This window comes from Thiothrix winogradskyi (assembly GCF_021650935.1).
GTDB lineage: Bacteria > Pseudomonadota > Gammaproteobacteria > Thiotrichales > Thiotrichaceae > Thiothrix > Thiothrix winogradskyi.
Window position 1 is genome coordinate 1788990 of record NZ_CP091244.1, and the last position, 20284, is coordinate 1809273.

At 50.0% G+C, this 20284-nt stretch carries 19 protein-coding genes; 13 read left to right on the top strand and 6 right to left on the bottom strand.

Features of this window, described 5'->3' with window-relative positions; all coding sequences use genetic code 11:
* Positions 1 to 12 precede the first annotated feature (12 nt).
* Positions 13 to 1233, top strand: coding sequence for a cell division protein FtsZ (gene ftsZ / locus L2Y54_RS09110; protein ID WP_236501530.1), 1221 nt, complete (start codon positions 13 to 15; stop codon positions 1231 to 1233).
* A 225-nt stretch (positions 1234 to 1458) separates the two neighbouring features.
* On the top strand, positions 1459 to 2376 hold the full coding sequence (lpxC, locus tag L2Y54_RS09115; RefSeq protein ID WP_236501532.1) for a UDP-3-O-acyl-N-acetylglucosamine deacetylase: 918 nt from the start codon (positions 1459 to 1461) through the stop codon (positions 2374 to 2376).
* A gap of 8 nt (positions 2377 to 2384) precedes the next feature.
* Here lpxC and L2Y54_RS09120 read toward each other — a convergent pair whose 3' ends face one another.
* A complete protein-coding gene (locus tag L2Y54_RS09120) occupies positions 2385 to 2804 on the bottom strand; it encodes a hypothetical protein (protein ID WP_236501534.1) in 420 nt (139 codons plus the stop codon).
* Positions 2805 to 2894: 90 nt separating this feature from the next.
* On the opposite strand from L2Y54_RS09120, the gene L2Y54_RS09125 reads away from it, so the two are divergent.
* The 4 genes from L2Y54_RS09125 (at position 2895) to L2Y54_RS09140 (ending at position 8856) form a co-directional block, all read left to right on the top strand.
* The gene (locus L2Y54_RS09125; protein ID WP_236501536.1) at positions 2895 to 3857 is read left to right on the top strand and encodes a M23 family metallopeptidase; all 963 of its coding nucleotides are present in this window, start codon (positions 2895 to 2897) and stop codon (positions 3855 to 3857) included.
* A 117-nt stretch (positions 3858 to 3974) separates the two neighbouring features.
* Positions 3975 to 6692 carry a preprotein translocase subunit SecA gene (secA, locus tag L2Y54_RS09130; protein ID WP_236501537.1) on the top strand — a complete coding sequence of 906 codons (2718 nt, stop codon included), beginning with the start codon at positions 3975 to 3977 and terminating at the stop codon, positions 6690 to 6692.
* Positions 6693 to 6713: 21 nt separating this feature from the next.
* Positions 6714 to 7922 carry a bifunctional glutamate N-acetyltransferase/amino-acid acetyltransferase ArgJ gene (gene argJ / locus L2Y54_RS09135; RefSeq protein WP_236501538.1) on the top strand — a complete coding sequence of 403 codons (1209 nt, stop codon included), beginning with the start codon at positions 6714 to 6716 and terminating at the stop codon, positions 7920 to 7922.
* Positions 7903 to 8856, top strand: coding sequence for a Nudix family hydrolase (locus L2Y54_RS09140; protein WP_236501539.1), 954 nt, complete (start codon positions 7903 to 7905; stop codon positions 8854 to 8856). Before argJ ends, L2Y54_RS09140 begins: the two co-directional genes overlap by 20 nt.
* Here L2Y54_RS09140 and L2Y54_RS09145 read toward each other — a convergent pair.
* The 5 genes from L2Y54_RS09145 to L2Y54_RS09165 form a co-directional block, all read right to left on the bottom strand.
* On the bottom strand, positions 8845 to 9048 hold the full coding sequence (locus tag L2Y54_RS09145) for a YdcH family protein (protein WP_236501540.1): 204 nt from the start codon (positions 9046 to 9048) through the stop codon (positions 8845 to 8847). The two genes, L2Y54_RS09140 and L2Y54_RS09145, sit on opposite strands and share 12 nt — an antisense overlap.
* Before the next feature lie 12 nt (positions 9049 to 9060).
* Positions 9061 to 10680: a DEAD/DEAH box helicase gene (locus L2Y54_RS09150; RefSeq protein WP_236501541.1), complete on the bottom strand. Its 1620-nt coding sequence runs from the start codon at positions 10678 to 10680 to the stop codon at positions 9061 to 9063.
* A gap of 199 nt (positions 10681 to 10879) precedes the next feature.
* Entirely contained in the window at positions 10880 to 12244 is a 1365-nt protein-coding gene (gene radA / locus L2Y54_RS09155; RefSeq protein WP_236501542.1) for a DNA repair protein RadA, read from the bottom strand.
* Positions 12237 to 13526, bottom strand: coding sequence for an HlyC/CorC family transporter (locus L2Y54_RS09160; protein ID WP_236501543.1), 1290 nt, complete (start codon positions 13524 to 13526; stop codon positions 12237 to 12239). Before L2Y54_RS09160 ends, radA begins: the two co-directional genes overlap by 8 nt.
* Positions 13527 to 13528: 2 nt before the next feature.
* Complete coding sequence (locus L2Y54_RS09165) at positions 13529 to 14332, bottom strand: cytochrome C assembly family protein (protein ID WP_236501545.1); 804 nt, start codon at positions 14330 to 14332, stop codon at positions 13529 to 13531.
* Between the two features lie 132 nt (positions 14333 to 14464).
* On the opposite strand from L2Y54_RS09165, the gene ffh reads away from it, so the two are divergent.
* From ffh to rimM, 7 genes are all read left to right on the top strand, one after another.
* The gene (ffh, locus tag L2Y54_RS09170; RefSeq protein ID WP_236501546.1) at positions 14465 to 15850 is read left to right on the top strand and encodes a signal recognition particle protein; all 1386 of its coding nucleotides are present in this window, start codon (positions 14465 to 14467) and stop codon (positions 15848 to 15850) included.
* Between the two features lie 197 nt (positions 15851 to 16047).
* Positions 16048 to 16311 carry a hypothetical protein gene (locus L2Y54_RS09175; protein WP_236501547.1) on the top strand — a complete coding sequence of 88 codons (264 nt, stop codon included), beginning with the start codon at positions 16048 to 16050 and terminating at the stop codon, positions 16309 to 16311.
* A gap of 343 nt (positions 16312 to 16654) precedes the next feature.
* Positions 16655 to 17029 (top strand): hypothetical protein, encoded by a 375-nt coding sequence (locus L2Y54_RS09180; RefSeq protein ID WP_236501548.1) that lies wholly within the window; start codon positions 16655 to 16657, stop codon positions 17027 to 17029.
* Between the two features lie 235 nt (positions 17030 to 17264).
* The gene (locus tag L2Y54_RS09185; RefSeq protein ID WP_236501549.1) at positions 17265 to 18500 is read left to right on the top strand and encodes a hypothetical protein; all 1236 of its coding nucleotides are present in this window, start codon (positions 17265 to 17267) and stop codon (positions 18498 to 18500) included.
* A 127-nt stretch (positions 18501 to 18627) separates the two neighbouring features.
* A complete protein-coding gene (locus tag L2Y54_RS09190) occupies positions 18628 to 19344 on the top strand; it encodes a DUF1287 domain-containing protein (RefSeq protein ID WP_236501550.1) in 717 nt (238 codons plus the stop codon).
* Between the two features lie 171 nt (positions 19345 to 19515).
* Positions 19516 to 19770, top strand: coding sequence for a 30S ribosomal protein S16 (rpsP, locus tag L2Y54_RS09195; protein WP_236501551.1), 255 nt, complete (start codon positions 19516 to 19518; stop codon positions 19768 to 19770).
* Positions 19771 to 19776: 6 nt separating this feature from the next.
* Complete coding sequence (rimM, locus tag L2Y54_RS09200) at positions 19777 to 20283, top strand: ribosome maturation factor RimM (RefSeq protein ID WP_236501552.1); 507 nt, start codon at positions 19777 to 19779, stop codon at positions 20281 to 20283.
* The last annotated feature ends 1 nt before the right edge of the window (position 20284 follow it).

The following is a 20284-nucleotide window of genomic DNA, read 5'->3' on the forward strand; positions in this document are numbered from 1 at the left end:
GGAGATACGGGCATGTTTGAATTAATGGACAGTGCAGCCAAAGGCGCTGCAATCAAAGTCATCGGTGTCGGCGGTGGCGGCGGCAATGCAGTCAAGCACATGTTGGCATCTGGCATTGAAGGCGTTGAATACATTTGTGCGAATACCGATTCCCAAGCCTTGGCTGGCATCGGAGTGAAAAGCGTACTGCAACTGGGGACTTCCCTGACTAAAGGTTTGGGTGCGGGTGCTAACCCTGAAATCGGGCGTGAAGCCGCAATTGAAGACCGTGAACGCATTAAGGAATTAGTGAGCGGTACCGATATGCTGTTTATTACTGCCGGGATGGGCGGTGGCACAGGTACTGGAGCCGCTCCTGTCATTGCTGAAATTGCGCGTGATATGGGTATCTTGACCGTAGCGGTGGTGACACGACCTTTCCTGATGGAAGGTTCACGCCGTAAGAAATCGGCGGACGCGGGGATTGCCGAGTTGCACAAGCATGTCGATTCCCTGATTACCATTCCTAACCAGAAGTTGCTGACTTCATTGGGTAAGAATGTGTCGTTGCTATCAGCGTTTGAAGCCGCCAATGATGTGTTGCTGAAAGCGGTGCAAGGCATTGCGGAATTGATTACTAACCCCGGTTTGATCAACGTTGACTTTGCTGACGTGCGTGCGGTCATGATGAACGGTGGTGTCACCATGATGGGTTCAGGTGAAGCACAAGGCGAAGACCGTGCTTCCAAGGCTGCACAAATGGCCATTTCCAGCCCCTTGTTGGAAGACATTCGCTTGGACGGTTCGCATGGCATTCTGGTCAGCATCAGCGGTGGTCTGGATATGACCATGCACGAGTTCGAGGAAGTGGGTGCTGTGGTGAGTCAATTCGCGGCGGATGATGCGAACGTGATCATCGGTACGACCTTGAATCCAGAACTCGGTGACAAAATCCGCGTCACTATTGTGGCAACGGGTTTGGAAGAAGGTGGTATGACAGCGGCAGTACGACCAGCATTATCGGTTGTGGGTCATCAGCAGCCAGCCAGAGGTCTTGACCGTCATGCGCAACAGCAAGCGGTGGTCAATGAGCAACGCAGCCGTGTCCGTGATTTGCCACCCGTGGTGTTGGCGCAGGATGTTCCCGGTGTGAGAGGCTCTTACGGCGCTACCCGTGATACCCCAACTTATATCCGCAATGGCACAGAAAGCAGCTTGGATATTCCGGCTTTCCTGCGTAAACAAGCCGACTAAGTGTGCAGTCCTGAATTTCGTTGATTAATCGACATGCCCGTCGAGGCGTTGAGGCTCTGCTTCAACGCCAACGGAGCGGTCAGTGCTGCGTTATTGATGGAAATAATAAGTCCATACGTCGATTCATGAGAGTTTGAAGAAACTTGTTCAGACTCTAACAAGTCAAATCGACTAGAATTCACGTATTCTAAAAAATAACGCGCCAGCAACGAAAGGGAGTCTACTTTGTTAAGGCAACGGACACTAAAAACAACCGTATCGACTGTCGGTATCGGTTTGCACTCAGGTACGAAAGTTTCGATGACTTTACGCCCTGCACCTTCTAACACCGGCATCGTGTTTCGCCGGGTTGATATGACCCCACCTGCATTGATTGAGCTTCACCCCGAATTGGTCGGTGAAACAATGCTATGCACGGCACTCATCCATCAAGACGCTAAAGTGGCAACGATTGAGCACTTACTGTCAGCGTTAGCGGGGTTGGGCATAGATAATCTTTACGTGGATTTGGATGCTGCGGAAATTCCTATTATGGATGGCAGTGCCGCACCGTTCCTTTATTTACTGCTGTCTACCGGTATTGAGGAACTCAAAGCACCCAAGCGCTTTATCCGCATTAAAAAGCCGATTGAAGCCAGTCGGGGTAACGGTTGGGCGAAATTACTGCCCTATGCCGGTTTTAAAGCCAGTTTTGAGATTGAGTTTGATCACCCTGCTGTTAGCGCCACGGCGCAATCCTTGGAGATCGACTTTTCCCGCCAAGCGTATGCCAGCGAAATTGCGCGGGCGCGGACTTTTGGTTTCATGCGCGATGTGGAGATGCTGCGTTCCCGTAATTTGGGTTTAGGCGGTAGTCTGGAAAACGCGATTGTCTTGGATGAATTCCGGGTGTTGAATCAGGATGGTTTGCGTTATGGCGATGAATTTATTCGCCATAAAATTCTGGATGCGATTGGCGACTTATATACCTTGGGGCATGGCATTATCGGTGCTTATCAGGGGTATAAATCGGGTCATGCTATCAATAACTTACTGGTACGTGAGTTGCTTCAGCAGCAGGATGCTTGGGAAATGGTGACGTTGGCAGATAAACAAAAAGAACAAGCTATTTTTGCTGACAGTTATGCGTTTGCCGGTATTTGAGCATTCGGTTAGACAGGGCGGCTGGCAGTCTTTGCCAGTTGCTCAATTGCCTCCCTTAGTTCTTTATTATCAATGCTTTGGGCGATACTCTGCATGATGTTTGCAGCATTGCTTGAAAGTCTAAAATTGCCTGTTTTTTGCTCAACACTTGCAAGATGTAAGCCGATCACCTTAATATCAATGCCGCGAATGTTAGTGTTTAAGCATTTGCTTAAATATTTGCATAACAAGTGCTGCTGAAAGCGGGCTTGCGTAGCAAAATGAGGGTCATCGGTCAGGAGTGTTATGCGTTGGTTTTTCAACAAAGACCAAAAACGGTTTTCGTTAGGAACGGAGAAGAAATGAGCAATTTCTGCCGTGAGTCGGTCGAGTTGATGCAATTTCTCATCAAACCCTTTGCTAATCAACTGATCAATTCTTTTCATCATGTTTGGTGAATTCCTGAACCCGCAATATTCTATTATAAACGCTATGGTCGCATTTTTTGAGTTAGTGAGGAATCCAAGAGATTTACTATTATGCAGGTAATCTGTCTTAGTGATGACGGCACGCGCCGTTCATCGTTTATTCTCCATCCCTGGAAGCACTTGATTATCCCTGCTGGCATTGTCGCCTTGCTGTTGGTAGGGCTTTCCGTGAACCAAATGTTGGGGCTTTACACGTTGGATGCTACGCCGCCGAATGCGGAAGTGTCCGAAAATGATGCGGGTAAGCTCCTGACGGCTTTGGAGCAGCAAATTTCCACGGTTGACCAAATTAAGAAGGCATACGCCAACTATACGGTGGATGTTGATACCCTATCCGTCCGTTTGGGAACGCTGGAAGCCGAAATCGCGCGTTTGAATGCCTTGGCTAAGCGAGTTGCCGACAAAGCCAAGCTTGATCCGCAAGAATTCTCCTTGGATGCTAAACCCGCTCGTGGTGGTTTGTCGGGTGAGGAAGCGGAAGTGGTCGTCGCCAAGTTATCGTCGAATGAATTTTTGGCATCTTTCGAGTCAGTTGAAAACAGCCTTGATCGTCAAAAAGGCATGTTAGCCACCTTAGACCAGATTCTGGAAGGTATGAATATGCAATCTGAAATCTTGCCGAGTGGCAGACCAGTGCGCAGTGGTTATATTTCCTCCGAGTTTGGTTTCCGGCGCGATCCTTTCAATGGTCGCCAGAAACTGCACAAAGGCGTGGACTATGCAGGGCCGCATGGCACGGAAATTTATGCGGTCGGTGGCGGTGTGGTCTCTTTTGCAGGCAACCGGAACGATGGCTATGGTAATGTGGTGGAAGTTGATCACGGCGATGGCTTGATTAGCCGTTATGCCCACTTAAGTACTGCTAAAGTTGCTGAGGGTGAGGTGGTCAAAAAAGGCGATAATGTGGCATGGATGGGTAGCACCGGACGTTCCACAGGGTCGCACTTGCACCTCGAAGTCTTGAAGCACGGTGAGCAGGTTGATCCGCGTGAATACCTTGAACACGAAGAATAATTCACCGTACAGCCGGTTAAACCGTATATAATAGGAAACAAACCGTCCGGTGTAATGCTATGTCTGCATGGCATTCGCCGGATTTTCTGTTTGGAAAGGATACAAGAGAGTAAACGTATGCTGGGTTCCGTAGCCAAAAAGATTTTTGGCAGCCGCAATGACCGTCTGGTCAAGTCTTATTCCAAAGCCGTCAAGAAAATCAATGCGCTGGAAGAACAGTACAAAGCGCTGTCTGATGCCCAACTAGCGGCAAAAACCATCGAATTCCGTGAGCGCCTGCAACAGGGGGCAACGCTGGAAAGCTTATTGCCGGAAGCTTTTGCGGTGGTGCGCCAAGCGGGGCAACGTGTTTTGGGTATGCGCCATTACGACGTGCAAATGATCGGTGGCATGGTGTTGAATGACGGCAAAATTGCCGAAATGAAAACCGGTGAAGGTAAAACCTTGGTGGCAACACTGGCGGCTTACCTGAATGCCTTGCCCGGTTACGGGATGCACGTCATCACCGTTAACGATTATCTGGCGCAACGTGACGCAGCACAGATGGCGCAGGTGTACGGTTTCTTAGGCTTGACCACGGGTGTGATTATCAATGGTTTAAGTTCTGAGCAACGTCGCGAAGCCTATGCAGCCGATATTACTTACGGTACGAATAACGAATTTGGTTTCGATTATTTGCGTGACAATATGGCGTTCCGTAAGGAAGACCGGGTGCAACGCGATTTGTATTACGCGATTGTGGATGAGGTCGACTCTATCCTGATTGATGAAGCGCGTACTCCGTTGATTATTTCCGGTCCCAGCCATGACGCTTCGCAGCTTTACATGGCGATTGATCAGCTTATCCCCAATTTGACCAAGCAACTGGAGGCAGAAGGGGAAGGTGATTATTCGGTGGATGAAAAAGCCCGCCAGGTGTACCTGACCGAAGCAGGGCAGGAACGTGCTGAGCAATTGCTGTGGCAAGCTGGCGTGTTACCTGAAGGTCAGGGGCTGTACGATACGATCAGTATCAGTGTCTTGCACCACCTGAATGCGGCATTGCGTGCCCATGCGCTGTTCCAGCGTAACGTGGACTACATTGTGCGTGATGGCAAAATCGTCATTGTCGATGAGTTTACCGGGCGTACCATGCCAGGCAGACGTTGGTCAGAAGGTTTGCATCAAGCGATTGAAGCCAAAGAAAAAGTCGAAATTCAGGCTGAAAACCAGACGCTGGCATCCATTACCTTCCAGAACTATTTCCGTTTGTATGAAAAACTTTCGGGGATGACGGGTACAGCCGATACCGAAGCGTTCGAGTTACAACAAATCTATAACTTGGAAGTGGTGGTGATTCCCACGCATCGCCCGATGGTGCGGATTGATTCCAACGATTTGATTTACTTAACGGCTGAAGAAAAATACGACGCTATCATTAAGGAAATTGAAACCGAAGTGGCGAAAGGTCGCCCGGTATTGGTGGGTACGGCATCCATTGATACCTCGGAATTGGTTTCCAATAAGCTTAAAGCACTGCGTATTCCGCATGAAGTCTTGAACGCCAAGCAGCATGAGCGCGAAGCCCACATTGTTGCGAATGCGGGTCGTCCCGGTGCGGTTACGATTGCCACCAATATGGCAGGTCGTGGTACCGACATCGTACTCGGCGGTAGCATGGATGAGGAAGTTCGGCAACTGGGTGAAAACCCTGATCCCGAAGCGCTACGCAAACTCCGTGAATTGTGGCAGAAACGTCATGATGCGGTGGTCGCATCCGGTGGTTTGCATATCCTCGGTACCGAGCGCCACGAATCCCGCCGCATTGATAACCAGTTGCGCGGGCGTTCCGGGCGGCAAGGCGACCCTGGCTCTTCCCGTTTCTTCCTGTCATTGGAAGATAACCTCATGCGTATTTTTGCCTCTGAGCGCGTGAAAAGCATGATGCAACGCTTGGGGATGGAAAAGGGGCAGGCGATTGAAGCCGGTTTGGTTTCCAAATCCATTGAAAATGCCCAGCGTAAGGTCGAAGCGCACAACTACGACATCCGCAAACATTTGCTGGAATACGACGATGTGGCCAACGATCAGCGTAAGGTGATTTATTCACAACGCAATGATTTGCTGGAAGTGGATGACATTAAAGAAACCATTGATGCGATCCGTGAAGATGTGGTCGATGCCATGATGGCGAAACACATTCCGCCCGGTAGTATTGATGAACAATGGGATGTGGATGGCCTTCATAAGCAACTGTACACCGATTTTGGTGTCGATTTGCCGCTCAAGCAGTGGTTAGCGACTGAGAAAAACCTGCACGAAGAAGGTCTGCGTGACCGGATTCAGGAACAAGTCGCAGCAGTGCTCCAGCAAAAAGAAGCCATGATCGGCGAGCCGAATATGCGCCGTCTGGAACGCGATGTCATGTTGCATGTGCTGGATGGTGAATGGAAAGAACATCTTGCAGCAATGGATTACTTGCGCCAAAGCGTGGGTTTGCGTGGGTACGCGCAGAAAAATCCCAAACAGGAGTACAAGCGCGAAGCGTTTGAAATGTTTGAGCAATTGCTGGATCGCGTCAAACATGACGTGGTGGCTTTCCTGATGCGCATCCAATTGCAAGAGCCGCAACAGGCGATGGCAGCCTTGGAAAAGCATGAACCACAACCGATGGCATTTTCGCATCCTGATGCGGGCAATGCCTTGGACGATGATGATGAGGTGGTGGATGCGGTGGTGGGCGATAAGCCCGCTAAGCAAGCTTACGAACGTGATGGCGTAAAAGTGGGGCGTAATGATCCTTGCCCGTGCGGTTCTGGTAAAAAGTACAAAAACTGCCACGGTCAATTAGTCTAAGTTTATTCGGGAGGCGGTCATATGGCAGTCAATTTACAAGCACCGGATACCTTATTGCCGATTGCCGGGGTGCGCTTGGCATCGGTCAATGCGGGCATTCGTTACAAAAACCGTAATGATGTCTTGCTGATTGAGTTGGAGTCGGGGAGCCATACAGCAGCGGTATTCACGCGCAATGCGTTTTGTGCTGCACCGGTGCATGTGTGTCGTTACAATTTGCTGCATTCTAACCCACGTTACTTGCTGATCAATGCCGGTAACGCCAATGCGGGAACCGGTGAACCTGGGATGCAAGCGGCGCGAACCACCTGTGAGCAAGTGGCACAACAGGGTGCGTGTTGGGCAGAGCAAGTGTTGCCGTTCTCAACCGGTGTGATTGGTCAACAATTGCCGGTGGATAAAATCACCGCTGCGCTACCGGAAGCCTTTGCCAAGCTGGATGCGGCGTGCTGGATGGAAGCTTCGCGCACCATTATGACGACTGATACAGTGGCGAAAGCCATCAGCCGTCAGGTGCAAATCTTCGGTGAAACCATCACGATTACGGGGATTGCCAAAGGCGCAGGCATGATTCACCCCAATATGGCAACCATGTTGGCGTATGTGGCAACCGATGCACTGGTCGAGAAAAACATTCTGCAAGAGCTGCTGAATGAGGTAGTCGAAGAAACCTTTAACTGCATTACGGTGGATGGTGATACGTCAACCAACGATTCCCTGATTGTCATGGCAACTGGCAGTTCGGGAGTGTACGTGGGTGGCGATGGTTTGCCCGCGTTCCGTCAGGCGCTGTTGGATGTTTGCTTGTATCTGGCGCAAGCCATTGTGCGCGATGGCGAAGGCGCAACCAAATTCATCAGCATTGAGGTGCAAGGCGCGGCAACCCGTGCCGAAGCACGCATTGTGGGGAATACTGTTGCCCTGTCACCGCTGGTTAAAACCGCCTTGTTTGCCAGTGACCCGAACTGGGGGCGTATCCTTGCCGCTGTGGGGCGTAGCCAAGTGGACGACTTGGATGTCAGCCGTATCAGCATTTGGCTGGGTGAAACCTTGCTGATCGAAAACGGTGAACCAGCACCCACTTACTACGAGGAATTGGGCGCGGCAGAAACCAAACGTGACGAAATTCATATCCGCATCCATTTAGGACGTGGAGAGGCTGCGGCAACGACCTGGACGTGTGATTTTTCCTACGATTACGTCAAGATCAATGCCGAATACCGCAGTTAAGTATTTGCACGTCGTCGCGGCGGTTATCCGTGACGCGGCAGGTAATATTCTGTTAGCGCAACGCCCTGCTCACAAACATCAGGGCGGTAAATGGGAATTTCCCGGTGGTAAAGTCGAATCCGGCGAGATTCCGCTACATGCCTTAAGCCGTGAGCTTGATGAAGAGCTAGGCATTCAGCTTCAACAGGCACAGCCGCTCATTAAGATTCGCTACGTGTATTCTGAACTGGCGGTGTTGTTGGATGTGTGGGAAGTGACCGCTTTTAGTGGCATTGCACATGGGCGCGAAGGTCAACCAGTTACGTGGTTTAGTGCTGAACAGTTGCCTGCACTAGAATTTCCGCCCGCCAATTACCCGATTATTACCGCTGCACGATTACCCGTCCGTTGCCTGATTACCCCTGAACCGCAAGATCCTGCTGATTTTTTGCAACAGTTGGCGGTACGGCTGCAAGCAGGGATTCGATTGGTGGTGTTCCGGGCTAAATCGTTGGCGGCAGATGATTATGTGGCGCTGGCGGGGGAGGTTATTTCGTTGGCACATGGGTTTGGTGCCAAGGTTATTTTGAATTCGCCACCGCTGATGTTGGCACAAGCGGATGGTTTGCATCTGACTAGCACTCAATTGTGGGGGGAGAAAGGTGTATTTCCGCGAAGGGAGGGGCAGTGGTTGTCGGCTTCTTGCCATGATGAGCGAGAATTACAGCGAGCGGCGGATATTGGGGTGGATTTTGCCTTCCTGTCGCCGGTATTGCCAACGTTGTCGCATCCGGGGGCAGCCCATTTGGGTTGGGAGTCATTCGCTGCTTTGGTGGAAAACGTCAATTTTCCGGTCTACGCCCTAGGCGGCATGACTCCCGATCATGTGGTAAACGCCCGGCAACACGGCGGGCAGGGCACCGCCGCCATCCGCAGTGTGTGGTCAAGCGTTTAAATCGGGAATCAACTGGCTGTTGAGGCGCGAAATCATATCTTTTAACAACAGTTTGCGCTTTTTCAGGCGGGAAACTTTAAGCTGATCCGTCGTTGGTTCTTGCAGCAATGCCACAATCATCTCATCCAACTCCCGGTGTTCTTGGGTAAGTTCCGCCAGTTTGCGATGCAGTTCTTCCGTGTCTTGCAGCATGAGGATTCTACTTTACTTTGTCAAAATACGGCGTTTTTCCTTGTAACGGATAACGACCTGCTTATCGGTTTTCGGTTTGTCGTCTTGTGGCGTGTAATTGGGTTTTTCCCAACTGCCAATTTCATAAGAGCCACCCTGTTCACGGCGTGATGCGGGATTGCTGCTCCCTGTGTACGGGCCGCCGTCGCGCTTGCGTTGTGCGCCACCATTCAGGCGACCATAAGCACCTTTGCGTTGCTGGCGATCAGCCGTGTTGGCAGGGGATTGTTCTTGACCTGTGGCAGGGCGATTGTCCCGCCGCGCGGCATTTTGTTGCTGATTGGGGTTGCTGCGTCCACCATTTTGCCCTTGATGCGGGGGGCGATTTTGTTGGGAGCCAGAACGGTTTTGTTGTGAACGTCCGCGCTCACCCTGATTGCTGCCGCCTTTGCCATGATGTTGACCCTGTTGGCGTTGTCCGCCACTGCTATTGCTGCGGTTGGTTCTGGGGGAACGGACTGAGGGGGTGAAGCCAGAAGTATGTTCCAGCGGGGCAAGCCCAGGCAAGGTGCATTGTTCTATCGAGTCGCCAAGGAAGGTTTCAATTTGTTTCAGATTGTCGCGTTCACGCGGTAATACCACGGCAATCACGGCTTCTTCACGCTCTGGGCTAAGCCCTTGCAGACGCGCTTCGTAATCTTCCACCTTCTGCGGTAGCTCGAAGTTGATGATGTGTTCATCGCCTTGTAGGTTGGGCTGCAAGCCGTCTTGATCGGCATAGATCAGGATGGGGGCAGAAGTACCGTTGCGTTCGGATTCGGGCAGGTCGGAAGCCACCTCGGCGGTATGCCCATGGTTGGCAAGGCTTTCAGCCAGTGCCTTGGCAACTTTGGTGGTAATTGTGAAAATACAGGTGGGTTCACCGGAAAACTCATCCAGCAAATGATCCATCAGGGCAATTTTGTGAGTGTAATCGTCTGCGAGATGCACTACTTGTGGAATCAGCAACAGCGGGTTGCGGTCGTCATCGACTTCGAGTTCTTCGGCACCGGCTAACACGGCACGGGCATAGCCGGTAATGTCATTTTCCGGGCGCACAAACGCAATGACAGGACAGGCAGTGGTTCGTTCCGAGAGGATTTTGTTAACTAAACCGTGCAGACCTTTGTGGTAAATCGCACTAAGGTCATCAATCACCAACATTTCCAGCTTGGAAAAATCCGCTTTGTTATTGTCAACCAGGTCATTTAAACGCCCTGGTGTGGCAATCATCAGATCCAGCGGGCGGCGCAATAAGCGCATCTGCGGCTGATAAGGGCGACCGCTCACAATGAAGCCAGAGCGAATTTGTTGCTCATCGCCCATCAGGCGTTTGATCGTGTAATTGATCTGGTTTACCCGATCGCGCCGCGAGGTCAGGATCAAGACGCGGGCGTGGCGCTGGTCTTCAATCGGGTTGGTTAACACATAGTTGATGGCAGGGATCAGGAATGCGCCGGTTTTACCGGAAGCCGATTGCGTCCATACAATGACACTTTTATTGTGTGCAATGAGGGGAATCAACTGTTTTTGTAGATCAGTTGGATTCTCATAACCGGCAGCTTCAATTTTAGCCGCAAACTCTGGATGTAAGCCTAATTCTGAAAAAGACAAGATGGATACTCCCCGTCTGTGAATGTGGGTGAGAGTAATTAATAAATACTATCAAGCTGGAGAGGTAACGTTAACAACAAAATATTTCTAGCGCTTGCCCGTACCTGTGTTTGTAACGTCTGTATGACCCGAACGGAATAATAAAATTATTATATCTGTTGTTGAGAGTCAACAAATTATGCACGTTATTGTTGCGAATTTACATCACAATTTCTATCGCTTTCTCCAATCTGGCAATGGCGACCACTTTCATGCCCTCAATCGGGTGACGTGGTTTGTTTCCTTTCGCTACGATAGCCTGTTTAAAACCGTGTTTGGCTGCCTCACGCAAACGCTCCTCACCGTTTGGAACCGGGCGAATCTCGCCTGCCAGCCCAACTTCTCCGAAAACCACCAGATCAGCAGGCAGAGGACGGTTGCGAAAACTTGAGAGAGCCGCCAACAACAATGATAAATCAGCAGCGGTTTCTGAAATCTTAACACCACCGACAACATTTATGAATACGTCTTGGTCAAACATTGAGATTCCGGCGTGCCGATGCAGCACTGCTAAGAGCATGGCAAGGCGATTTTGTTCCAATCCCAAGGTCACGCGGCGCGGAACGGCACCGTGGCTTTGATCGACCAGCGCTTGCACTTCCACCATGAGCGGGCGTGTACCTTCGCGTGTGACCATGATGACACTGCCGGAAACGGGTTCTTCGTGGCGTGACAGAAAAATGGCAGACGGGTTGCTGACGCCTTTCAAGCCTTGTTCGGTCATGGCGAACACGCCCAGTTCGTTGACTGCCCCGAAACGGTTTTTGACGGCGCGAATAATGCGGTAACGTCCGCCCGGGTCGCCTTCAAAATACAGCACGGTATCAACCATGTGTTCGAGGACACGCGGCCCTGCCAATGTGCCTTCTTTGGTGACATGACCGACCAAAAACATCGCGGTGTTGGTTTGCTTGGCGAAACGCACCAGCTTAGCCGCTGATTCACGGATTTGGCTGACCGAACCGGGGGCAGCCTGCAGACTGTCCGTAAACACGGTTTGGATGGAATCAATCACCATCAATTGCGGTTTTTCTTGCACCACCAAACTGAGGATGGTTTCCACACAGGTTTCAGTGAGCAAGCGCAAGTGGTCGCTGGGTAGCCCTAGGCGCTTAGCACGTAAGCCTACTTGTTGTAGCGATTCTTCCCCGGTCACGTACAGGGTTTTCATCTCGGTTAAGGTGGCAAGCGTTTGCAGCAAAATGGTGGATTTGCCAATACCAGGATCGCCACCGATTAGCACCACAGAACCGGATACCAAGCCTCCGCCGAGCACCCGATCGAGTTCGGGTTGGTGGGTGAGGATGCGGGGCGCTTCGCTTAAACTGACTTCGTTGAGGGAACGAATCACGGCGGTTTCACCCGCGTAGCCTCCCGCCCGTTGATTGGCTGCTTGCTTGTTTGCCGGTAGGCTGACGCTTTCCTCCAAGGTATTCCATGCACCACACTCACCGCATTGCCCGCTCCATTTGGGATGCAGGCTGCCGCAGGCGGTGCAATGGTACTGGAGCTTTGCCTTACTCATCGTTATCAGTTTCGTTGCGCTGAATTTTGGGGTGGATGATCAGGGTTTTAACCGCATTGTTGCGGGTTTTACGAATTTCCAGCGGATAATCATCAATCAGCATGGTCATACCGGGGACGGGAATGGATTCCAGGTGCTCTAGAATCAAGCCATTGATGGTATTGGCTTCTTCCGAGGCGAAGTTGCTGCCCACTTCGCGGTTAATGTCACGGATGGGGATGCTGCCATCCACCCAATAACTGCCATCGTCCATACGGCGGATTTCCCGTGATTGGTTGCTGGGGGCGCTGGAAAATTCACCGACAATTTCTTCCAGAATGTCTTCGAGCGCGACCAGACCGAGAATTTCACCGTATTCATCCACAACCAAGGCAATACGGCGGCTTTCCGTTTTGAAGTTCAGCAATTGTTGAGTTAATGGGGTGCTTTCCGGGATGAAGTACGCGGGGCGAATGCTGGCTTCAAAGCGTTCTTTGTCTAAATGCCCGTCACGGAACAGTGGCAAGAGTTTGCGCAGGTGCACGAAACCAATCACATTGTCGAGGCTTTCGCGGTAGACCAGCAGGCGGGTGAAATTGCTATTGGTAATTTGTTTTTCGAGTTCATTCCAGTCGTCATTCAGATCTAACCCGACCAGTTGGCTACGCGGAATCATAATGTCTTCCACGGTGGCGCTTTCCATGTCCATAACGCGCAATAGCATATCGAGGTGCGTTTGGGGAATATGAGCGCCAGCAGAGCTGACAACTGTGCGCAATTCCTCATGGCTGAGGGCCACGCGACTGGCTTCATCGCTGTGTGCCCCAAATAAGCGCAGAATGCCATTGGTAAATAAATTCAGCAGCCAGACGAAGGGTAACATGACCTTCATTAAAACGGCGTAAACCCGCGAAGCCGCAAACGCAATGGGTTCGGGGTGCATGGCACCGAGTGTTTTGGGGGTGATTTCGCCGAAAATCAGGAGTAAGAATGTTAAAATACCGGTTGCAATTGCCAAGCCTGCATCGCCAAACAAGCGCAAACCTAGCAAAGTGGCTAATTGTGTAATCAGAATGTTAACAAAGTTATTGCCTAATAATATCAGGCTAATCAGGCGGTCAGTTCGTTTCAGTAATTTTTGCGCGAGTCTTGCACCTGAGTGACCTTTTTCAGCAAGGTGTTTGAGTTTGTAGCGGTTGAGCGACATCAACGCGGTTTCAGAGCCAGAGAAAAACGCTGAGAGCAGAAACAGGATAAACAAGGCAGAAAACAGTATGCCTAGGGGGATTTCATTAATGTCCACAATTATTTTACCAAAAACTCTAATACGAATTTGCTGCCAAAAAAAGCCAGCATAAGGATGAAAAAGCCACTGAGTGTCCAGCGGATGGCGATGCGCCCGCGCCAGCCATAACGCCAGTGACCCACCAGTAATCCGGTAAATACAACCCATGCCAGGATTGACAGAATGGTTTTATGCACCAAGTGTTGGGCAAACAGGTTATCGACGTATAAGACACCGCTAAACAAGCCAAAAGATAACAGGATAATACCCAGCAGGATCAATTTGAACAGCAGGGATTCCATATCCAGCAGCGGTGGTAAGGTGCGAATTAACCCGCCCGGCTGGTGATTATGCAGATGTTTATTTTGCAGTGCCAGTAATAATGCCTGCAATGCAGCGAGGGTTAACATGCTGTAAGCCAATAGAGAGATGAAAATATGCACGCCCAAGCCATTGTTTAAGTTAATGGCGGCAGTTTGACCGGAATTCAGCAATGGCAACAGCATCGCGCTTGCCGTAAAGGGTACGACGAAAATCCCCAGCGTTTCCAGTGGGCGTTTCAACATGGTAATAAACAGCAAGAGGTTGCATAGCCACATAACGATGGAACTGGCCGTAGCAAAGCTGATGGACAGACCATCTGCCTGCCAAACATGATGCAATATGCTCCAACCGTGCAGGCTCAGTGAAAGCAGCCAGAGCAACACCAGTACGCTACGGTACTTAGGTGAGCGCGTTTGTAAGCGATCCCGCAGGCGCACCCCAATCAGTAGCCAAGTTGCCAGCCATGCCAGTGTGGCAAGTACGTTAAGTGTTGTTGTCATTACTCAAACAGATTTCATGGGTTGGGACGTTTATTTTCCAGTTTACGTAACCGTTTCGGGAACGCATTCGTGTTTGCTTTAGTGCTATGATAGCAACTTGTGCCTGAATGGGACTAGCAAGAAGTCAAAATCATGTTCGAGAATTTAAGTGAACGTCTTTCGCAGACGGTAAAAAAACTACGCGGTCAGGCACGTCTGACCGATGAAAACATTAAAGATGCCCTGCGTGATGTGCGCATGGCACTGTTAGAGGCGGATGTGGCGCTGCCAGTGGTGCGTGAGTTCACCAATCGGGTGCGCGAGCGTGCGATTGGGCAAGAGGTATTGGAAAGCCTTAGCCCCGGTCAAGCTTTAATCAAAGTGGTCAACGATGAATTGGTTGGTCTCATGGGTAAAGCCAACGAAACGCTGTCGCTGAATGCGCAACCACCCGCTGTCATTCTCATGGCAGGTTTGCAGGGCGCGGGTAAAACCACCACGGTCGGTAAACTGACCCGCTTCCTGAAAGAGCGTCAGAACAAGTCGGTCATGGTGGCGAGCTGTGACGTTTACCGCCCTGCCGCGATTAAACAGCTTGAAACCATTGCCGGGCAGACTGGGGGGATCTTCTTCCCCAGTGAGAATGCCCAAAAGCCGGTGGACATCGCTAAAGCGGCGGTGGCGCAGGCAAAACTCAAGTACATGGATGTGCTGATCATTGATACCGCCGGGCGCTTGCACGTCGATGCGGAGATGATGGCGGAAATTCAAGCCATCCATTCTGCCGTGAATCCGGTGGAAACGTTGTTTGTGGTGGATAGCATGACCGGTCAGGATGCTGCCAACACCGCCAAAGCCTTTGGTGATGCCTTGCCGTTGACAGGGGTGGTACTGACCAAGGCTGATGGGGATGCACGCGGTGGTGCGGCTTTGTCGGTGCGTTACATTACCGGCAAACCGATTAAGTTTATCGGGATGGGCGAAAAGCTGGATGCGTTAGAGCCTTTCCACCCCGAACGTATGGCATCGCGTATTCTGGGCATGGGCGACGTGCTGAGCTTGATTGAAGAAGCCCAGCGTCAGGTTGACCATAAAAAGGCGGCGCACTTAGCTAAAAAGCTGAATAAGGGCAAATCGTTTGATTTTGAAGATTTGCGTGACCAAATGCAGCAAATGCAAAAAATGGGTGGCATGGCGGGCTTAATGGATAAGTTGCCGGGGATGGGAAATCTGCCCGCTAACGTCAAAGATCAAGCCAATGACAAAGAAGTGCGTCGCATGATTGCCATCATCAATTCCATGACGCTGGAAGAGCGCCGTAACCCAGATCTTATCAAAGCATCCCGCAAGCGTAGGATTGCTGCTGGTTGCGGGTTGCAAGTTCAGGATGTGAATCGTCTGCTGAAACAGCACTTGCAAATGAGCAAAATGATGAAGCAGTTTTCTAAAGGTGGCTTGCGCAAACTCATGACGGGGATGAAAGGTAAGTTGCCGATGGGCGGTGGTGGTTTCCCACCTATGGGGGGGTTCCCAGGGTAGCTATATTAGCTTTTTTTGATATTTCTGGCGACCATTAAGGAAATTTACGCTAAGATGGGTTTGCCTACTGAATTGTCTAGTTGTATGATGCGCTTCATCCAGAAAATTCATGGCCTGGATTAAAGCTAATGCCGTCACCTTTATGGGGGTGGCTTGGTTTCCATTTACAAATCAATTATTTAGAGGGTTTTACTATTATGAAAATCAAATCTCAAGTGGCTATCGCTGGTTTGTTGTTCGCTGGCTTGCTGGCAACTGGTTGCCAACAGCAGTCTGCTCAGCAAACTGCTGAAGTTCCTGCTGCTGCTGCGCCTGCACCTGCTGCACCTGCTCCTGTTGCTCCAGTACGTCAAGCACCTGCACCAGTAGTTCCTAAAGTTAAAGCTAAAGGTAACTACAAAGGTCCAGTCGCTATGGATCCAGCTTCTCAAGGCGCAATGCAGCAATATCAACAGCGTTAATCTTAAGCTGTTAATATTCGGCGCTGTAGATACTCTGCCTTTTGGGTAGTTGTATTGCGAAGAGCCTCTTGTTACGACAAGGGGCTTTTTTTTGAAAAGGGTTTCTGTCGTTATCTTTATCTGCACATAAATTTTTTTTTGTTTGAACCTTTTCTGCATTTAATGCAACTATCTGTCAGGCTTGAACGTTCGCCTGCACGAATCTAACCCTTTGGGAATCTTGCGTTTCTAAAGGTTTTTTGTGGTAATTCGTGCTAAATTCATTCCTGTGTGTGGTAAATACCCCCTTGAGTTTTTGCTACACCGTGTGTGTTTCCCTTAAACAATGAAAGAGACTAAGACGATGAAAATCAAATCTCAACTGACACTGGCAACCCTGATCGTTGCTGCTATGTTCGCTACTGGTTGCCAACAACTAGGTAGCGTTAGTCAGCAAACTGCTCAGCAAGTTGCTCCTGCTGCTGCTGCTGATGCAAAGCCTGCTGCTGGCAAAGCTGCACCTGCTGCTGGCGAACACTGCCATGAAGATGCGCCACCTTGCGCAACTAAGTGCCACAGCCATGCGGGTGCTACCCCTGGTCATAAACACGTTTATGGTTGTGTCGCTGGTCAAGGCAAGCGCCCAGTTGTTCCTAAGGTCAAAGCTAAAGGTAACTACAAAGGTGCAGTTTCTATGGATCAGTCTTCTAAGTCTGTCATGCAGCAATACCAGAAGTAATGATGGGTGTGAAAGTGGCTGATGAGCAATCATTAGCAACTTGAAGTGATCTGAAACGGCTCTATTACCCTGTAATCGAGCCGTTTTTATTGAAATCCTTGATAAGCTGAACTACCCTAGCAACCTTTAGGAACTTATGGGCATTTTTCCTATCCTAACGTTTGTATGGGGATGGCCTGTTGGGCGTCTGTTTATTTAGTGTTCTTCTGATGAACCGTATCAAGTTGTAAATTTCATGAAAAAAGTATTTATTCTGGCATGGTTGCTGGCAGTGATTTCATTCATGCCTTCGTTTGCTGTTGCGGCAGTGTGGCCCAGTGAAAATGTGTGGGATGATGTGTGGGAAGAGCGTTATCACCAATGGGTACGCACCGAGTGGAAAGATGATATTTTCATGGATCCCGCCAAGCCAATTTACTACAAGTTTGAAAATGATTGCGCGGATGCGGTATACGCGATGCGGCTAATTTTCGCGTTCGAGCACCGTTTGCCGTTTGTAGTGGGCAATCGTGACAAAGCAGGGCGCACCATCAGCAATGATATGTCTACGTGGGATAATTTGCCGCCTGATCAACGGGTTCGGCGTTTCATGGATTATGTCGCTGATATGACCAGTACCGTGTCACTACGTAATGATACTTATCCCATCGCTTTGCATGATATTAAACCCGGTGATCTTTACGTGGCTCCCGGTGTTCATTCTTACTTAATTGTTGATGTTACCGAGGCGGGTATTGCTGAGGTTATGGCATCTACCACTCCTAAACAGGCACGTTATTTGCTCCGCACTCCTTCCTTCCCGTTTTATGTGCCGGAAGATAAGCAGTTAGGTGATGGCTATCGGCGCTTTAAGCAGCCGCAAAATATTATGAGACCTGCGAGCCAGCAACCTGGTTACAGTGAAGAGCAATTTCGTCTGGCAGAAGAGGTTGCTTATGATTATGTGAAATACACCGATGTCATTGCTGGCAAGCTGGCAAAACGCCCGGAAACGTCTGATGAGAAAACCCAGCGTTTGCTACTAGCCTTGTGTATGTACGCCAATGATCGTGCGGTTTATGTCTATGATGCTTTGTGGTATTTGCAAAAAATCCAAGGTGAGGGGCGTCGCTGCATGAATGCTCGTGAGTATGATGACCATTCAACACCAGGGCGTGATAAGCGTTTGGTTTTGTTCTTTGGTTCCATCCGTCATCATTTGGATCGGGTAGGGCGTTTTGACCCGCGTTCGCAGCCAGCCCGTTGGGCGAAAGCTGTTTTTGCGAATGATCAGCCGCCACCGCAAGAGTTGAAAAGTCTTAATGATTTTTGCATGGTGCAGATGACATTGGGCGAAGAATACTACATGACGTTGCGTGAACTGCGTCAGAATGTGGAGGCTGGATCTTTGGTATCCGATCCACACGCGCCATTGCCATTCCGTTGGGGCGTGGTAAAGGAAGCATACCGTGCAGATTGTCCTACCTATTAAGGTGGGGTGTTCTTTTGTCGGGATAGACTGGCATTCTATCTGCTTATGGTATAAAAGTTATGATAATGACTAGTGATTATTTTGGAGAGTCCGTTTATTGGGGATTTTTGGATCGGGAGTGGGGTAAATGAGTAGTATTTTTGCTATACCACGCTTGTCAACGTGGGGTTTCCCTGTCATTTTGACGGGGGCAATGTTGTTGGTTAGCTTAGCGGGTTGTTCAACGCAGCAGGCTGCTGAGCCTGTTGATGTTAAACGTTCGGCAGCCGCGCGTAGTAATGTGGCAACGCCTGAGCGTTTGTCTTATGCGGCTTTGGATCGTTTGCGGCATCGGGTGGTGTATGATGGGCGTTATATTCCCATTAGTTACCCAAATGGTGATGTGCCGTCGAATGTTGGAGTCTGCACGGATACAGTTATCCGTTCGTATCGCAAGCTGGGGATAGATTTGCAACGTTTGGTGCATGAGGACATGAGCCGTAATTTCCATGCGTATCCCAATCTTACAAAGTGGGGTTTATCTCGCCCGGATCCCAATATTGATCACCGCCGTGTGCATAATCTGAAAGCCTTTTTCACCCGTCATGGCGCACGGTTGCCGGTTACGGGTAATCCTGCCGATTATCGTCCCGGTGATTTGGTCACGTGGAGTCTTGGTGGGGATCAGGAACACATCGGTATTGTGGTTAACCGTAAGTCTAGCGCTGATCCAAGCCGTCACTTGATTGTGCACAATATTGATTCCGGCGATAAGATAGAAGATGTGCTTTTCCAAATGCCAATTACGGGTCATTACCGTTATTTTCCCGGTAATGCTCGGTTAAAATACGTGTCTGCGAACTAAGTTTGCTCATCTGTTCAACGGTTTTATCAGGAAGCCCCCATGCCTTGGGGGCTTTTTTGTGGGTAAGCCCTTAATCAACGCTTCACTTTTTCTGAAATTAACGTAGAATTGCGCGTTTACTTCGGGCAGCCTCGGTTGCTTCGTATTAACTGAATTTGGTAAGGTCTTCACATGGTCAATATTCGTCTGGCAAGAGGTGGTGCGAAAAAGCATCCATTTTACCACATCGTCGTTAGCGACAAGCGCAAGCCGCGCGATAGTGGTTACATTGAGCGTATCGGTTATTTCAATCCGGTGGCACGTGGTCAAGAAGTCCGTCTGCACATTGAGCAGGATCGGGTGGCTTACTGGGTCGCATGTGGCGCACAGCCCACTGAACGGGTAGCTAAGCTGCTGAAAGAATCCACAGAAACAGTGGCGGCGTAAGCAGTTATGTCCCAGCCGGACATGGTGACACTCGGCAAAATTTCTGCTGCGTTTGGCATTAAAGGTTGGGTTAAAGTATTTTCTCATACCCATCAACTCGACGGAATTTTGGGGTATGCCCCTTGGTTTCTGAAAGTGGCAGGTGAGTGGCAGCCTTGTAAATTGCTCAATGGGCAAATTCAAGGTAAAGGTATTGTCGCTCAACTGGATGGGGTTGTAGACCGTACTCAGGCTGAAAAGCTTGTAGGTTGTGAGATCGGTGTACCACGTAGCCGCTTACATCCATTGGATACAGATGAATACTACTGGGCTGATTTAATCGGAATGGAAGTTGTCACCGTTAATGGCGTATTGCTAGGAACGGTGGATCATTTGTTTGAAACAGGTGCGAATGATGTGCTGGTTGTACAAGGTGAGCGGGAACGCTTATTGCCTTGGGTACTGGGGACTTTTATTCAATCTGTTTCTTTGGATGAAAAACGTATTGTGGTGGATTGGGATCCAGACTTTTAAT

Bases quoted from the DNA above. Each gene is read 5' to 3' on its own strand.
- rimM (WP_236501552.1), top strand. From the start codon at position 19,777: ATGTCCCAGCCGGACATGGTGACACTCGGCAAAATTTCTGCTGCGTTT.
- L2Y54_RS09185 (WP_236501549.1), top strand. From the start codon at position 17,265: ATGAAAAAAGTATTTATTCTGGCATGGTTGCTGGCAGTGATTTCATTC.
- L2Y54_RS09120 (WP_236501534.1), bottom strand. From the start codon at position 2,804: ATGATGAAAAGAATTGATCAGTTGATTAGCAAAGGGTTTGATGAGAAA.
- L2Y54_RS09190 (WP_236501550.1), top strand. From the start codon at position 18,628: ATGAGTAGTATTTTTGCTATACCACGCTTGTCAACGTGGGGTTTCCCT.
- L2Y54_RS09140 (WP_236501539.1), top strand. From the start codon at position 7,903: ATGCCGAATACCGCAGTTAAGTATTTGCACGTCGTCGCGGCGGTTATC.
- radA (WP_236501542.1), bottom strand. From the start codon at position 12,244: ATGAGTAAGGCAAAGCTCCAGTACCATTGCACCGCCTGCGGCAGCCTG.
- rpsP (WP_236501551.1), top strand. From the start codon at position 19,516: ATGGTCAATATTCGTCTGGCAAGAGGTGGTGCGAAAAAGCATCCATTT.
- ffh (WP_236501546.1), top strand. From the start codon at position 14,465: ATGTTCGAGAATTTAAGTGAACGTCTTTCGCAGACGGTAAAAAAACTA.
- argJ (WP_236501538.1), top strand. From the start codon at position 6,714: ATGGCAGTCAATTTACAAGCACCGGATACCTTATTGCCGATTGCCGGG.
- secA (WP_236501537.1), top strand. From the start codon at position 3,975: ATGCTGGGTTCCGTAGCCAAAAAGATTTTTGGCAGCCGCAATGACCGT.
- L2Y54_RS09180 (WP_236501548.1), top strand. From the start codon at position 16,655: ATGAAAATCAAATCTCAACTGACACTGGCAACCCTGATCGTTGCTGCT.
- L2Y54_RS09125 (WP_236501536.1), top strand. From the start codon at position 2,895: ATGCAGGTAATCTGTCTTAGTGATGACGGCACGCGCCGTTCATCGTTT.
- ftsZ (WP_236501530.1), top strand. From the start codon at position 13: ATGTTTGAATTAATGGACAGTGCAGCCAAAGGCGCTGCAATCAAAGTC.
- L2Y54_RS09175 (WP_236501547.1), top strand. From the start codon at position 16,048: ATGAAAATCAAATCTCAAGTGGCTATCGCTGGTTTGTTGTTCGCTGGC.
- L2Y54_RS09165 (WP_236501545.1), bottom strand. From the start codon at position 14,332: ATGACAACAACACTTAACGTACTTGCCACACTGGCATGGCTGGCAACT.
- L2Y54_RS09145 (WP_236501540.1), bottom strand. From the start codon at position 9,048: ATGCTGCAAGACACGGAAGAACTGCATCGCAAACTGGCGGAACTTACC.